Origin of the sequence: Jujubicoccus corallicola, from assembly GCF_047345645.1 — a bacterium.
In the GTDB taxonomy this organism is placed as follows: domain Bacteria; phylum Pseudomonadota; class Alphaproteobacteria; order Rhodobacterales; family Rhodobacteraceae; genus JBLEFH01.
Genome location: NZ_JBLEFH010000002.1, coordinates 107,297 through 119,799 on the forward strand (window position 1 = coordinate 107,297; position 12,503 = coordinate 119,799).

Annotated in this window: 12 protein-coding genes and 1 pseudogene; 9 read left to right on the forward strand and 4 right to left on the reverse strand. The window is 59.7% G+C overall.

Annotated features, from left to right (window positions below):
• The first annotated feature begins 80 nt into the window (after window positions 1-80).
• The 5 genes from pstC to phoB are packed head-to-tail and all read left to right on the forward strand — an operon-like array spanning window position 81 to window position 5,126.
• Complete coding sequence (gene pstC, locus ACMA5I_RS03315; protein ID WP_525884814.1) at window positions 81-1,541, forward strand: phosphate ABC transporter permease subunit PstC; 1,461 nt, start codon at window positions 81-83, stop codon at window positions 1,539-1,541.
• On the forward strand, window positions 1,538-2,863 hold the full coding sequence (gene pstA, locus ACMA5I_RS03320) for a phosphate ABC transporter permease PstA (RefSeq protein WP_525884815.1): 1,326 nt from the start codon (window positions 1,538-1,540) through the stop codon (window positions 2,861-2,863). Before pstC ends, pstA begins: the two co-directional genes overlap by 4 nt.
• A gap of 17 nt (window positions 2,864-2,880) precedes the next feature.
• Window positions 2,881-3,678 (forward strand): phosphate ABC transporter ATP-binding protein PstB, encoded by a 798-nt coding sequence (gene pstB, locus ACMA5I_RS03325; protein ID WP_525884816.1) that lies wholly within the window; start codon window positions 2,881-2,883, stop codon window positions 3,676-3,678.
• 9 nt (window positions 3,679-3,687) lie between these two features.
• Window positions 3,688-4,413: a phosphate signaling complex protein PhoU gene (phoU, locus tag ACMA5I_RS03330; protein ID WP_525884817.1), complete on the forward strand. Its 726-nt coding sequence runs from the start codon at window positions 3,688-3,690 to the stop codon at window positions 4,411-4,413.
• Between the two features lie 17 nt (window positions 4,414-4,430).
• Window positions 4,431-5,126 carry a phosphate regulon transcriptional regulator PhoB gene (phoB, locus tag ACMA5I_RS03335; RefSeq protein WP_525884818.1) on the forward strand — a complete coding sequence of 232 codons (696 nt, stop codon included), beginning with the start codon at window positions 4,431-4,433 and terminating at the stop codon, window positions 5,124-5,126.
• Window positions 5,127-5,168: 42 nt separating this feature from the next.
• Here the strand turns inward: phoB and ACMA5I_RS03340 are convergent, their stop codons facing one another.
• Window positions 5,169-6,251: a Hint domain-containing protein gene (locus tag ACMA5I_RS03340; protein WP_525884819.1), complete on the reverse strand. Its 1,083-nt coding sequence runs from the start codon at window positions 6,249-6,251 to the stop codon at window positions 5,169-5,171.
• Window positions 6,252-6,455: 204 nt separating this feature from the next.
• On the opposite strand from ACMA5I_RS03340, the pseudogene ACMA5I_RS03345 reads away from it, so the two are divergent.
• A pseudogene (locus tag ACMA5I_RS03345) lies at window positions 6,456-6,941 on the forward strand (RBBP9/YdeN family alpha/beta hydrolase); the annotation flags it as partial.
• A 72-nt stretch (window positions 6,942-7,013) separates the two neighbouring features.
• Window positions 7,014-7,382: a GFA family protein gene (locus ACMA5I_RS03350; RefSeq protein ID WP_525885168.1), complete on the forward strand. Its 369-nt coding sequence runs from the start codon at window positions 7,014-7,016 to the stop codon at window positions 7,380-7,382.
• A gap of 33 nt (window positions 7,383-7,415) precedes the next feature.
• Here ACMA5I_RS03350 and argF read toward each other — a convergent pair whose 3' ends face one another.
• Window positions 7,416-8,342 (reverse strand): ornithine carbamoyltransferase, encoded by a 927-nt coding sequence (gene argF / locus ACMA5I_RS03355; RefSeq protein ID WP_525885169.1) that lies wholly within the window; start codon window positions 8,340-8,342, stop codon window positions 7,416-7,418.
• Complete coding sequence (locus ACMA5I_RS03360; RefSeq protein WP_525884820.1) at window positions 8,342-9,514, reverse strand: aspartate aminotransferase family protein; 1,173 nt, start codon at window positions 9,512-9,514, stop codon at window positions 8,342-8,344. Before ACMA5I_RS03360 ends, argF begins: the two co-directional genes overlap by 1 nt.
• Before the next feature lie 230 nt (window positions 9,515-9,744).
• On the opposite strand from ACMA5I_RS03360, the gene ACMA5I_RS03365 reads away from it, so the two are divergent.
• Both ACMA5I_RS03365 and ACMA5I_RS03370 read left to right on the forward strand, forming a co-directional pair.
• Window positions 9,745-10,428: a hypothetical protein gene (locus ACMA5I_RS03365; protein WP_525884821.1), complete on the forward strand. Its 684-nt coding sequence runs from the start codon at window positions 9,745-9,747 to the stop codon at window positions 10,426-10,428.
• Between the two features lies 1 nt (window position 10,429).
• Entirely contained in the window at window positions 10,430-11,515 is a 1,086-nt protein-coding gene (locus ACMA5I_RS03370) for a sensor histidine kinase (RefSeq protein WP_525884822.1), read from the forward strand.
• 118 nt (window positions 11,516-11,633) lie between these two features.
• Here the strand turns inward: ACMA5I_RS03370 and ACMA5I_RS03375 are convergent, their stop codons facing one another.
• Window positions 11,634-12,449 (reverse strand): ABC transporter permease, encoded by an 816-nt coding sequence (locus tag ACMA5I_RS03375; protein ID WP_525884823.1) that lies wholly within the window; start codon window positions 12,447-12,449, stop codon window positions 11,634-11,636.
• Window positions 12,450-12,503 lie beyond the last annotated feature (54 nt).

A 12,503-nucleotide genomic window follows, 5' to 3' on the forward strand; every position in this document is an offset into this window, starting at 1 on the left:
TGCCTTCCCTCGGGAGGGCGCCCATTATTCTTTTAGACCTTTTGGAGCGCTGCTCCTGACCTGAGCAAGGCGAGGCCGATATGAGTTTTATCTGGTTGCTGCTGATTGTGCTGATCATGGCCGCTGCGGGCTATGTGATCGCACGCAACCGCGCGGTGCGCGCAGTGGGCGGGGACACCCGCCTTTTGCATTCCCGCCCGACCTATTACGGCACCTATGCCTTCATCATGACCGCCGTGCCGGCCTTCCTGCTGCTGATCATCTGGACGGTGGGTCAGCCGCGCATCGTCGAGCGCATCATTCAGGCGGAGCTGCCGACCGAATACACCGAAAGCCTGCAATCCGTCGATCTCGCCATGGCCGAGGTCAGCCGGATCGCCAACGGGTTCGAGGTGCTGGTCGAGCGCGATGTGATGACCGAGCGCGAGATCGCCAATATCAGCGCGGACAGCACGAATTTGCGCGAAGTCCTCTCCTCTGTGGGCGTCGTCGGCGGGGCGAATGCGGATGCGCAGATCATCGAGTCCGCCCGCAACCTGCGCAGCCTCGATCACAGCGCGACGCTCATCAAAACGGTGCTGACGCTGCTTCTCGCCGCCGGTGGCCTCTTCCTCGGCATCCGCGCGGCGCAGCCCGACATTCGCGCCCGCAACTCGGTCGAAAGCGTGGTCATGGGCCTGCTGCTTGGCGCGTCCAGCATCGCCATCCTGACCACGGTGGGCATCGTCTTCTCGATGCTCTTCGAGTCGATCAATTTCTTCAAGGAATACCCGGCGCTGGACTTCTTCTTCGGCACCAACTGGTCGCCGAACTTCCGGGGCAACTCTTCGCTCGGGATCATCCCGCTGCTCTGGGGCACGCTCTATATCTCGCTGATCGCGCTGCTCGTGGCGGTGCCGATCGGGCTGATGGCGGCGGTCTATATGGCGGAATACGCAACGCCCAAGGTCCGCTCCTTCGCCAAACCGGCGCTCGAAATGCTCGCCGGGATACCGACCATCGTTTACGGCCTCTTCGCGCTGATCACAGTCGGCCCGCTCCTGCGCGACGCCATCGCCTCGCCGCTCGGCCTCGGCGACAGCGGCGCAAGCGTCGCGACCGCCGGGATCGTCATGGGCATCATGCTCATCCCCTTCGTGTCCTCGCTCTCGGATGACGTCATCACCTCGGTCCCGCAAACCATGCGCGACGGCTCGCTCGGCCTCGGCGCGACCAAGTCGGAAACCGTGAAACAGGTGATCCTGCCCGCTGCTCTGCCCGGCATTGTCGGCGCGGTGCTGCTCGCGGCCTCCCGCGCCATTGGCGAGACCATGATCGTGGTGCTCGGGGCCGGGGCCGCCGCCCGGATGAGCCTCAACCCCTTCGAGGCCATGACCACCGTGACGGTGAAAATCGTCTCCCAGCTCACCGGCGATACGGATTTCAACTCGCCCGAAACGCTGGTCGCCTTCGCCCTCGGCCTGACGCTCTTCGTCATGACCCTTGGCCTCAATATCTACGCTAAGCACATCGTGCAGAAATATCAGGAGCAGTACGAATGAGCTCGGAAATCTCCACGCCCCATGACTACGGCTCCGAAGAGTCGCGGCGCCGGGTCAGCAAGCGCAACGCCGCCGAGAAACGCTTCCGCTTCTACGGGATCGGCGCGATTGTGCTGGCCATCTTCTTCCTGGTCACGCTGCTCGGCTCGATCCTGAATAATGGCGCGTCCTCCTTCCGCCAGACCTTCCTGACCTTCGATGTGCCGCTGAGCGCCGAAGCGCTGGACCCGGAAGGCAACCGCAACCGCGACGACATGGCCAAGGTGCTGACCTTTGCCTATACGCCGCTGATCGAGGAAGGCTTCCGCCAGGCGCTGGTCGAGGCCGGGATCGACTCCGATGCCGATATTGGCGGGCTGATGTCGCAATCCGCCGCCGCCCAGCTTCGCGACCGCGTGCTGGCCAACCCCGAGCTTGTCGGCAACACGGTGGAGATGAACCTGCTCGCCAATGGCCGGATCGACGGCTATTACAAGGGTCGCGTCTCCATGGAGAGCGCCGAGCGGGACAGCAATATCTCCCCCGAACAGCTTGTCCTCGCCGATGCGCTCAAAGACGCCGGGATGCTGGAGACCAAGTTCAACTGGGACTTCTTCACCGCCCCCGATGCGTCGGATCAGCGCCCGGAAGCTGCGGGTGTGGGCGTCGCCATCCTCGGCTCGCTCTATATGATGCTGGTGGTGCTCTGCCTTGCGCTCCCCATCGGCGTCGCCGCGTCGATCTATCTCGAAGAGTTCGCGCCCAAGAACAAACTTACCGACCTCATTGAGGTCAACATCTCGAACCTCGCGGCGGTCCCGTCCATCGTGTTCGGTATCCTTGGCCTCTCGATCTTCATCAACTTCGCGGGCTTGCCGCAATCCGCGCCGATTGTCGGCGGCCTCGTGCTGACGCTGATGACCCTGCCGACCATCATCATCGCGACCCGCGCCGCGCTGCGCGCTGTGCCGCCCTCGATCCGCGAAGCGGCGCTCGGGGTGGGGGCCTCGCGGATGCAGGCGGTGTTCCACCATGTCCTGCCGCTCGCCATGCCCGGCATCCTGACCGGCACGATCATTGGCCTCGCGCAAGCGCTTGGCGAGACCGCACCGCTCTTGCTGATCGGCATGGTCGCTTTTGTGCGCGACTATCCTGCCGCCCCGCCGGAGGGTCTGTTCGACCCGGCCTCGGCGCTTCCGGTGCAGGTCTATAACTGGACGCAGCGCGCCGATCCCGGCTTTGTTGAGCGTGCCTCGGGCGCCATCATTGTGCTGCTTATTTTCCTTCTGTGCATGAATGCACTTGCAATTTTCCTCCGCAAACGCTTCGAGCGTCGCTGGTAAGTCAAAGGATGGATACGATGACCAACCAAGAGATCAATCACGCCAAGGTCGATACCCACGACGTCAAGGTGAAGGCGCGCGACGTGCATGTCTATTACGGCGACAATGAAGCGATAAAAGGCGTCGATGTGGACATCCACGACAATGCCGTGACCGCCTTTATCGGTCCGTCGGGCTGCGGGAAATCGACCTTCCTGCGCTGCATCAACCGGATGAACGACACCATCCCGATCTGCCGCGTGACCGGGGATATCACCCTCGACGGCAACGATATTCACGACAAGAAGATCGACCCGGTGCAACTGCGCGCCCGCGTCGGCATGGTGTTCCAGAAGCCGAACCCTTTCCCCAAATCGATCTATGACAATGTCGCTTACGGCCCGCGCATCCACGGCCTTGTGAACCGCAAGGAAGACCTCGACCAGATCGTCGAGGAATCGCTCCGCCGCGCCGCCCTCTGGAATGAGGTGAAGGACCGTCTCGACAAGCCCGGCACCGGCCTTTCCGGGGGTCAGCAGCAGCGTCTTTGCATCGCCCGCGCCGTGGCGACCCAGCCGGAAGTCCTGCTGATGGATGAGCCTTGCTCCGCGCTTGACCCGATCGCCACCGCGCAGGTGGAAGAGCTGATCGACGAGCTGCGCGAGAATTACTCCGTCGTGATCGTCACCCACTCCATGCAGCAGGCGGCCCGGATCAGCCAGAAAACGGCTTTCTTCCACCTTGGCGATCTGGTGGAATATAATGACACGAATGAAATCTTCACCAACCCCATCGACAAGCGGACGCAGGACTACATTTCCGGCCGCGTGGGCTGAGGGATGAATATGAACCCCAAGAACAAACAGCTTCCCGCCGGACCCCATATCAGCTCCGCCTTCGACGAGGATCTGATGCTGGTGCAGGCGAAGATCTCGGAAATGGGCGGCATCGCGGAGGAGCAGCTCTCCAATGCGCTCGACGCCCTGCAAAACCGCGACGGGGATCTGGCCGCCAAGGTGATCGCCCGCGACAAGCGCCTCAACGAGCTGGAAAGCGAAGTCGAGGAAATGAGCATCCGTCTCATCGCGCTGCGCCAGCCGGTCGCCATCGACCTGCGTGTCGTGATCGCCTCGCTAAAAATCTCCAACACGCTGGAGCGGATCGGCGATCTGGCCGTCAATGTCGCCCGCCGGGTGGAACTCTTGATCGCGGGCCGTCCGGGCCGCTCGACGCAATCGCTCATCCGCATGGGCGCGCAGACGCTCGATCAGCTGACCAATGTGCTCGACGCTCATGTCAGCCGCGACCCGGAACTGGCCCTCTCGATCTGGCAGCGCGATCAGGATCTCGACGAGGTCTATAACGCCATCTTCCGCGAGATCGTCTCCTATATGATCGAGGACCCGCGCGTCGTCGGCCATGGCTCGCAGCTTCTGTTCATCGCCAAGAACCTGGAGCGGATCGGCGATCACACCACCCATATCGCAGATGCCGTTTACTATATCTGCGAAGGCGAGCCGCTGCCGGATGATCGCCCCAAGGGCGGCCCGGTCGGGCTCGGGATTGACTAAGAGAGAGGACCGGGTCCATGCCCAACATTGTTGTGGTCGAGGATGAAGATGCGCTGAGCCATCTTCTCAGCTACAATCTTGGCAAAGAAGGCTTCGATGTGCACACCGTGGCCGATGGGGACGAAGCCCTGATCGCGATTGACGAGGAGCGCCCCGATCTGGTGCTTCTCGACTGGATGCTCCCCAATGTCTCCGGCATCGAGATTTGCCGCCAGATCCGCGCCCGCAGCGACATGAAAGAGTTGCCCGTCATCATGATGACCGCGCGCGGCGAGGAGGAGGACCGCATCCGCGGGCTGGAACTCGGGGCCGATGATTACGTCACCAAACCCTTCTCCATGTCCGAACTGGTCGCCCGCATCCGCGCCGTGCTGCGCCGCTCTCGCCCGTCCGTGGCGAGCGACGTGGCGACCTTCTCCGATATCATCCTCGACCGCGAAACCCGCCGGGTGAAGCGCAGCGGGCGGGACATCCATCTCGGTCCGACCGAGTTTCGCCTGCTCAATGTGCTGATGGAGCGGCCTGGCCGCGTCTATTCGCGCGAGCAGCTTCTCGACCGGGTCTGGGGCAACGATGTTTACGTCGAAATCCGCACCGTCGATGTGCATGTCGGACGGCTCCGCAAGGCGCTCAACAAACGCGGCGAGCGCGACCCGATCCGCACCGTCCGCTCCTCCGGCTACGCGCTGGACGAGACCTATCAGGCGAATTGACGGTGGGGCAGGGCGCGCCGCCGCGCCCGACCCTTTCCCTGATCAGGGTTGAAGCGCGGCGATCAGCCCCTTGAGATCCCGCTGGCGTGAGACAATCGGCGCGGCGGGGTCGTAGGTGAAAGTCTCATCGCTGAAAAGGCCGGGAAACAGGAACGCCAATTCGTCATGCGCCTCTCGGGACAGGGTTTTCAGAAACTCCTTGCCCAGAAGCAGCGTCTCCGTCCACGCGCCATTGCTGTTCACCAGACTGTGACGGTCTAGAAGAAGGTGGAAATAATCCACGGCCTCGCAACTGTCATCTACCGTGATACCGGGCAGGCCAACCAGCTTTTTGGCGGGCACGAGAATTTCGCCCTTCCCGACATGTTTTCGCACAGCGGCAGAAGCCAGCCGCACCCGGTGCTGCGGCGAGACCACGAGGTCCTGCGCAGGGCTATTCGCGCCAAGCGCGCCTTTGGCGATGCGGATTGGTCGCATCTTCGGGAGAGCATTCAGCGTGTCCGCCGAAAGTTTGCGCGATGCAATCCAGCGGACAGGTTCGAAATGCCCGTTCATCGTCAGCACCTTATCGCCGATCTTTAATGTCTCGACCGCACGCGGCCCCTGATCCGTTTCGATCATCGTGCCGCGGGTGAAGCAGGGCGGCGGCAGGGTCTCGTAAGGGATGGGGTTCGGCTGTGCCCTTTCGGTCAGGCGCAAACTGGCACCATCCGGCGGCTTGATTCCATCCCGCCAGATATAGAAATCGGTCGGCGTCGCCTGACCGGAACTCGTCGTGTTCACACTGCCTGTATAGACTGTATAGGACGTTCCTGTCGCCTGATCGACAAAGGTCATCTGCCCGGTCGGGACAAGGCGGGTGCCGGCGGAATAGGTTGTGCCATTGATCGTTGCGGGGTTGGTCAGCGTTTGTTGCGAGCCGTCACCCTCACCAAACGCGCTGTCATTATCCGTGATCGTGACAGCATATGACGAACCTGAAGTATAGGTATAGATCTGGCCGACCGACGCCTCAGGAAGGCCGTCGCCAGCCTCATCAATCGTAGGTCCGGGATTGGTGCCGCCCGAAACCCAGGTAAAAACATTCGGTGAATCAATCAACCCGCCAAAAGAATAGTCAGGCATGGCGGTTTACTCCATTTATCAACATCATAGCACATTCAGTAAGCATACGCACAGATTAAGTGTGTCAACCTGAGTCGTCCAGTGGCAAAACGATACTAGATAACATTTTCTTAATGAGAGGTTAACAATCGGTGCCGTCCTTAAGAAAGCTGAGGAAGCGGTAAACGGATTGACAGGGCGGGGCGTTCGCCGTCTCTTTCGCCCATGACACGGATCCTCATCTGCCCCGGCTATACCGGCTCCGGCCCGCGCCACTGGCAGAGCCATTGGGAGACCCGTTTGGGCGCGGCCCGCCTCACCGTCCCGGATTTCGACCAGCCTGACCTTGGCGACTGGAAAATGGCCCTTGCAGCCGCGCTTGCGGAGGGCCCGGCGGTGATCGTGGCCCATAGTCTCGCCTGTCATCTGGTCGCTCATGCGGCGGATCTGCCGGGGATCAAAGCCGCCTTTCTCGTCGCGCCGCCTGCGCCGGACGGGGCGGATTTCCCGGACGCGGCGGAGAGTTTCCTTCCGGTCCCGCAAACGCCGCTTCCCTTCCCGTCGCTGATCGTCGCCAGCCAGAATGACCCTTACGATCCAACGGGTTGGGCGCAAGACGCCGCGCAGGCTTGGGGCGCAGGCTATCTCCCGCTCGGCGCGTTTGGCCATATCAACGGCGACAGCGGGGTGGGGGACTGGCAGACGGGCCGCCGCATCCTGACGGGCTTTCTCGCCGGAGCCGGGATCGCCCTGCCGGACGGGCTGTTCAGCAACCCGCCGGAAATGGCTGAACCCGTCCACGCCGCCTGCCATTGCGGCGCGGTGCATCTGCGCTTCCCGACGCTCGACCTCGCCTCCGCCCGCCGCTGCGACTGCTCTTACTGCCGCCGCCGCGCTGCGATTGCGGTGAGCGTGCCGGTGGGTCAGCTGGAGGTCGAGGGGGCGGACAATCTCAGCCTCTACACATGGAACACCGGCACGGCGAAGCATTATTTCTGCAAGACATGCGGGATTTACACCCACCATCAACGGCGCTCGAACCCGAATGAATTCGGGGTTAACGCCGCCTGTATCGACGGGCTGAACCCGCGCGATCTCGGCGAAGTGCCTTGGGCGGATGGCGCCGACCACATCTCCGACCGGACACGCTAAGGGGCGCCGCAGCGCCCCTTTTCCGTCACAAATTCAAGCCCCGAGACACCAGCGCATCACCGCCTTTTGCGCGTGCAGCCGGTTCTCCGCCTCGTCCCAGATCACCGATTGCGGGCCGTCCATCACCGCATCCGTGACCTCTTCATTGCGATGCGCGGGCAGGCAATGCATGAAGAGCGCGTCGTCCTTGGCTTGGGCCATCAGCTCTTCATTGACCTGATAGGGGCGAAGCTGATTGTGCCGCCGCTCGCGGGTGGACATCGGATCGTGCATGGAGACCCAGGTATCGGTCACGACGAGATCCGCGCCGCTGGCCGCCTTGGCCGGGTCGCGCTCGATGGTGACATTGGAGCCCGCACTTTGCGCCTCCTTCACAAACACATCCTCCGGGTCGAGCGTCTCCGGCCCGCAGAAGGTGAAGTCGAACCCCAGTTTGCCCGCCGCGTGGATGAAGCTGGCGCAGACATTGTTGCCGTCACCCATCCATGTGACCTTCTTGCCCGCGATCGGCCCGCGATGTTCGCTATAGGTCTGTAAATCCGCCATAATCTGGCAAGGATGGGTGCGGTTGGTGAGGCCATTGATGACCGGGACGGACGCATATTCGGCCATTTCCAGCAGCGTGCTTTCCTCGAAACAGCGGATCATGATGAGGTCCACATAGCGCGAGAGAACGCGGGCGGTGTCCGCAATCGTCTCGCCATGGCCGAGTTGGAGATCGTTGCCGGAGAGGACCATCGTCTCCGCCCCCATCTGGCGCGCGCCGAGATCGAAGGAAATGCGCGTCCGGGTGGAGGGTTTTTCGAAAATCAGCGCGACCATCTTGCCGTCCAGCGGCTTTTCCGCATCCGGGAACGCTTTGCCGCCTTGCGGGCGGGCCGCCTTGATCCGCGCCGCTTCGGAGAGCATGGTTTGCAGCTCATTGGTGTCCGTCGAATTGATGTCGAGAAAATGCCGCATCATGCGTCCTCCAGCGCGGTGGCGGCGGTCTCCAGCCGTTCCAGCGCGTCGTTGATATCGTCTTCGGTGATGTTGAGCGGGGGCAGGAGCCGGACCACATTGTCGCCGCCGGGCACGGTGAGCAGACCCGCCTCGCGGGCGGCATTCACCACATCGCCATTCGGCAGGACGCATTTGAGGCCGATCATCAGACCCGCGCCGCGGACCGCGCTGAACACGCCGGGGTGACTATCCACCAGCCCTTCGAGTTTTTGCCGCAGGGTGCCGGATATTCTCTGCACATGCTGTAAAAACTCTGCAGTGTTGACTTCTTCCATCACCGCGTTGCCAATCGCACAGGCAAGCGGGTTGCCGCCATAGGTGGAGCCATGGGTGCCCGCGGTCATGCCAACCGCCGCCGCCTCGGTCGCGAGGCACGCGCCCAAGGGGAAGCCCCCGCCGATGCCTTTGGCGATGGACATGATGTCCGGGGTCACGCCGGTCCATTCATAGGCGAAGAGCTTGCCCGTCCGGCCCATGCCGCACTGGATCTCGTCGAAGATCAGCAAGAGGCCGTGGTCGTCGCAAAGCTGGCGCATGAGGCGCAGGAAACTGTCCGGCACGGGCTGGATGCCGCTTTCGCCCTGAATGGGCTCGATCATCAGCGCGGCGGTTTTGTCCGTGACGGCGGCGCGGAGGGCGTCCTCGTCGCCGGTCTCGACATGGACGAAGCCGGGCAGACGCGGGCCGAACCCTTCGAGATGTTTCTCATTGCCCGCCGCCGAGATCATGCCGAGCGTCCGGCCATGAAACGCGCCGGAGAAGGTGATGATCTCATCGCGGCCGGTGCCATGGACCGCGTGATATTTCCGCGCCATCTTGACGGCACATTCCGTCGCCTCGGTGCCGGAATTGGTGAAGAACACCGTGTCCGCGAAGGTCGCCTCGGTCAGCGCTTCGGCAAGCTGCTCCTGACCCGGCACCTCATAGAGATTGGAAACATGCCACAGCTTCTCGCCCTGCGTTTTCAGGGTCTCGACGAGTTTGGGATGGGAATGGCCGAGCACATTCACCGCGATCCCGGCCCCGAAATCGAGAAAGCGTCGCCCCTGCTCATCCTCAAGCCAAGGGCCCTGCCCACGGACGAAACGCAGCTTCGCCCGGCTATAGGATGGAAGAACGGGGGTGATCACGGTGCTGTCTCCTCTGGGATGAAATAAAAAGCCCCGCAGGAGTTGCGGGGCTTGCAGGTTTGCGCGGGCGCGCGGAAGTGTCAATGGTTTTTGGGGGGGCCTACATTGCCAAACGATCACTCTAGGCTGATTCACCCGATCTGATTTCGTCAACTTAATTCGCCTTTACTATACTAGCATCGCACCTTAGGTTCGGGGCTGTGAGAAAATTTTAAATAGGGTGCCAGTATATGTGGCCGTTGAATTCGTATAAATCGGTGCTTGAACTTCGGGACTATGCAAAGAAACATAAGCTGAAGCAGACACAAGCTGATATTCGCGGTGCCGTCAAGATTGCTGTAATTGATGACGAAAAATTTCAGCCATTTTCCAATCTTAATTCTTATGGCTATGATATTACTTTATTGCCAGATATATCAAAGATATCTGACATTGTCGGATACGATATAATCTTGTCGGATTTGATGGGTGTTGGCGCTCACTTCGACCAATCCGTAGGTGGTGCGAGTCTTATTAGGGAGATAAAAACAAATTATCCCACCAAGATTGTGATTGCTTATACAGGGGCTAGGGCAAATTCCACCGAAGCAATTGCTGCGAAGGAGTATTGTGATCATTTTTTAAAGAAGGATGCGGACTTAACTGAGTGGTCTGAAATGCTGGACACCTATGTTGAGCAGGTCATAGACCCTTATATCATATGGATAAGTGCAAGGGATGGCTTGCTAGATCAGGAGATTGATCTGAGAGACATCGTCAAATTGGAAGATGCGTATGTTCGTTCCGTGTTGTCGCAGGACGCCGACTTCAAGCGGATGGATGAGGCTATATCAAAGATTAGTCTAAGTGGACATGCGAAAGGTATAATTCAAAGCCTGGTTGCATCAGCAATTTACGATATTTTATTCGCCTAGTATGCTTGCGTTTTTTTCTATAATTAAAGAAATCGATGGTTCATATACGGCTTCTCAAGGTTCTCTTTTTAAGCTTCCTCCCGAACTCTGCGACCCTTATCGTATTGAGCAATATAAGTCGATTTCACGGGACGGGTGGCACCAATCCGAGTTTGGTTACTTGCTCTATCGAAAAACTGATGATCTAGGCCGTACATTCATTTTGCCGGGACTTTTCCTAGAAGATGGTCGCAAGCCCAAGAAGAAGATTTATGGATACAAAGCTCAGAACACCAAGGCAATGATTGAAGACTACTTAAGACAACACATATCCCGCTCGCGGGACCAAAGAGTTCTCGCCGAAGAAAGCACCACAGCTCTTGTGCACGACTTGCGCCATCTGTCGTCCGCGATATACCACTCTGCCGAACAAGCTGAAAGAGCACGTAAAGACAGAGATCATGCTGAGCTTGCGGATAGCTTGAAGACCATTGTCGCTACTCAAACGATGCTAAAAGCGCGCATTGACTATCTGGATTACACAACGGGAGTAGATCGTTTTGAGACTGTTGAGGAAATTCCAGTATACAGCCGAGTAGACAAAGTCGTTAGGTGCTTCAGAGCGACAGCCAAAGACAAGGGAGTTGCGATCAATTTATCGGGTCAATCATATCGTCTTACCAAGGGGCCGAACATCTTGGATATTGTGCCGTACACTATCATCGATAATGCGATCAAATATAGTCCGCCGAACTGCCAAGTTGATGTTGGGGTTTATGATCTTGAAGCGAGTACAGTCGTGTCGATTTCATCCATAGGGCCGATTGTGCATAGTCATGAACGTGAAAAAATTTTCGAAGTCGGTTTTCGTGGCAAGAGTGCATTAGCAGTTCGATCGTCAGGTACGGGTATCGGTCTTTCTGTCGCAAAAGAAATTGTTGAGAAATTTTCAGGAGTGATCGACGTCAAACAAGACGGAGACGCGGTCGACCGTGAGGGTATCAAGTACCTTAATTCGACGTTCACCTTCACTGTTCCATCCGGCGGTGAAGATAAGGTTAGGATGCATCGTTCAAGGCGAAGGCCGAGGCAATATAGACAGAACTAGAGTTTTCGATGATAAGGCGTACTTGGTAGGATCATTCTTCAGCACGGTATCAGAGAAACTTAATTGATGTCTGCGTGCCGCAGTTTTTCATTTTGCGGTCTAATCAGTCTCGTCTCCCTCAACTCTTCAACCGATACCCCCGCTTCATCCACCGCCACGCCAGCGTGGCAAGCGCCGCGCAGATCAGCGTGACAAAAACAAGGCCGAGCCAGGGGTTGGCGTCGGATTGGCCGATGAAGCCGTAGCGGGCGCCGTCGATCACGTAGAAAAACGGGTTGAGGTGGGAGATCGTGCGGAAGGGCTCGGGCAGGATGTTGATTGAGTAGAAGGTGCCGGAGAGGAAGCTCAGCGGGGTGATGACGAAATTGGTGATCGCCGCCATCTGGTCGAATTTGCTGGCGAAAATCCCGCCGAGCAGGCCGAGGAGCGCCATCATGGTGGCGCCGAGCAGGATGAAGAGGATCGCCCAGATCGGGTGACTCGGGACCAGTCCGACAAAGGGGAAGACGATGAGCGCGATCACGACCGCCACGATCACGCCGCGCGCGACCGCGCCGATGGTGTAGCCCGCGACGAGTTCCGCCGCCGAGAGGGGGGGCATGAGCGTGTCGACGATATTGCCCTGCACCTTGGCGATGACCAGCGAGGAGGAGGAGTTGGCGAAGGCGTTCTGGATGACGCTCATCATCAGGATACCGGGGGCCATGAATTGCGCGTAAGGCACGCCGTGGACTTCGCCCCGGTTCGCGCCGAGGGCGAGGGTGAAGACGGTCATGAAGAGTGCCGCCGTGATGACCGGGGCCATGAGGGTCTGCGCCCAGACGGTGGTGAAGCGCCTGATCTCGCGGATCGTGAGCGTTTGCAGGCCGAGCCAGTTGACGCGGCCGAAGCGGCGGGTGCCCATGCCTTGGGCGTGCGGGTCCACAGATGCCATGACGGGTGCTCCTTTTTCGGGCTGCGTCCCTTGTAACCGCTGCATTGAGGGTTA

Bases quoted from the DNA above. Each gene is read 5' to 3' on its own strand.
- pstC (WP_525884814.1), top strand. From the start codon at position 81: ATGAGTTTTATCTGGTTGCTGCTGATTGTGCTGATCATGGCCGCTGCG.
- pstA (WP_525884815.1), top strand. From the start codon at position 1,538: ATGAGCTCGGAAATCTCCACGCCCCATGACTACGGCTCCGAAGAGTCG.
- pstB (WP_525884816.1), top strand. From the start codon at position 2,881: ATGACCAACCAAGAGATCAATCACGCCAAGGTCGATACCCACGACGTC.
- phoU (WP_525884817.1), top strand. From the start codon at position 3,688: ATGAACCCCAAGAACAAACAGCTTCCCGCCGGACCCCATATCAGCTCC.
- phoB (WP_525884818.1), top strand. From the start codon at position 4,431: ATGCCCAACATTGTTGTGGTCGAGGATGAAGATGCGCTGAGCCATCTT.
- ACMA5I_RS03340 (WP_525884819.1), bottom strand. From the start codon at position 6,251: ATGCCTGACTATTCTTTTGGCGGGTTGATTGATTCACCGAATGTTTTT.
- ACMA5I_RS03350 (WP_525885168.1), top strand. From the start codon at position 7,014: ATGGCTGAACCCGTCCACGCCGCCTGCCATTGCGGCGCGGTGCATCTG.
- argF (WP_525885169.1), bottom strand. From the start codon at position 8,342: ATGCGGCATTTTCTCGACATCAATTCGACGGACACCAATGAGCTGCAA.
- ACMA5I_RS03365 (WP_525884821.1), top strand. From the start codon at position 9,745: ATGTGGCCGTTGAATTCGTATAAATCGGTGCTTGAACTTCGGGACTAT.
- ACMA5I_RS03370 (WP_525884822.1), top strand. From the start codon at position 10,430: ATGCTTGCGTTTTTTTCTATAATTAAAGAAATCGATGGTTCATATACG.
- ACMA5I_RS03375 (WP_525884823.1), bottom strand. From the start codon at position 12,449: ATGGCATCTGTGGACCCGCACGCCCAAGGCATGGGCACCCGCCGCTTC.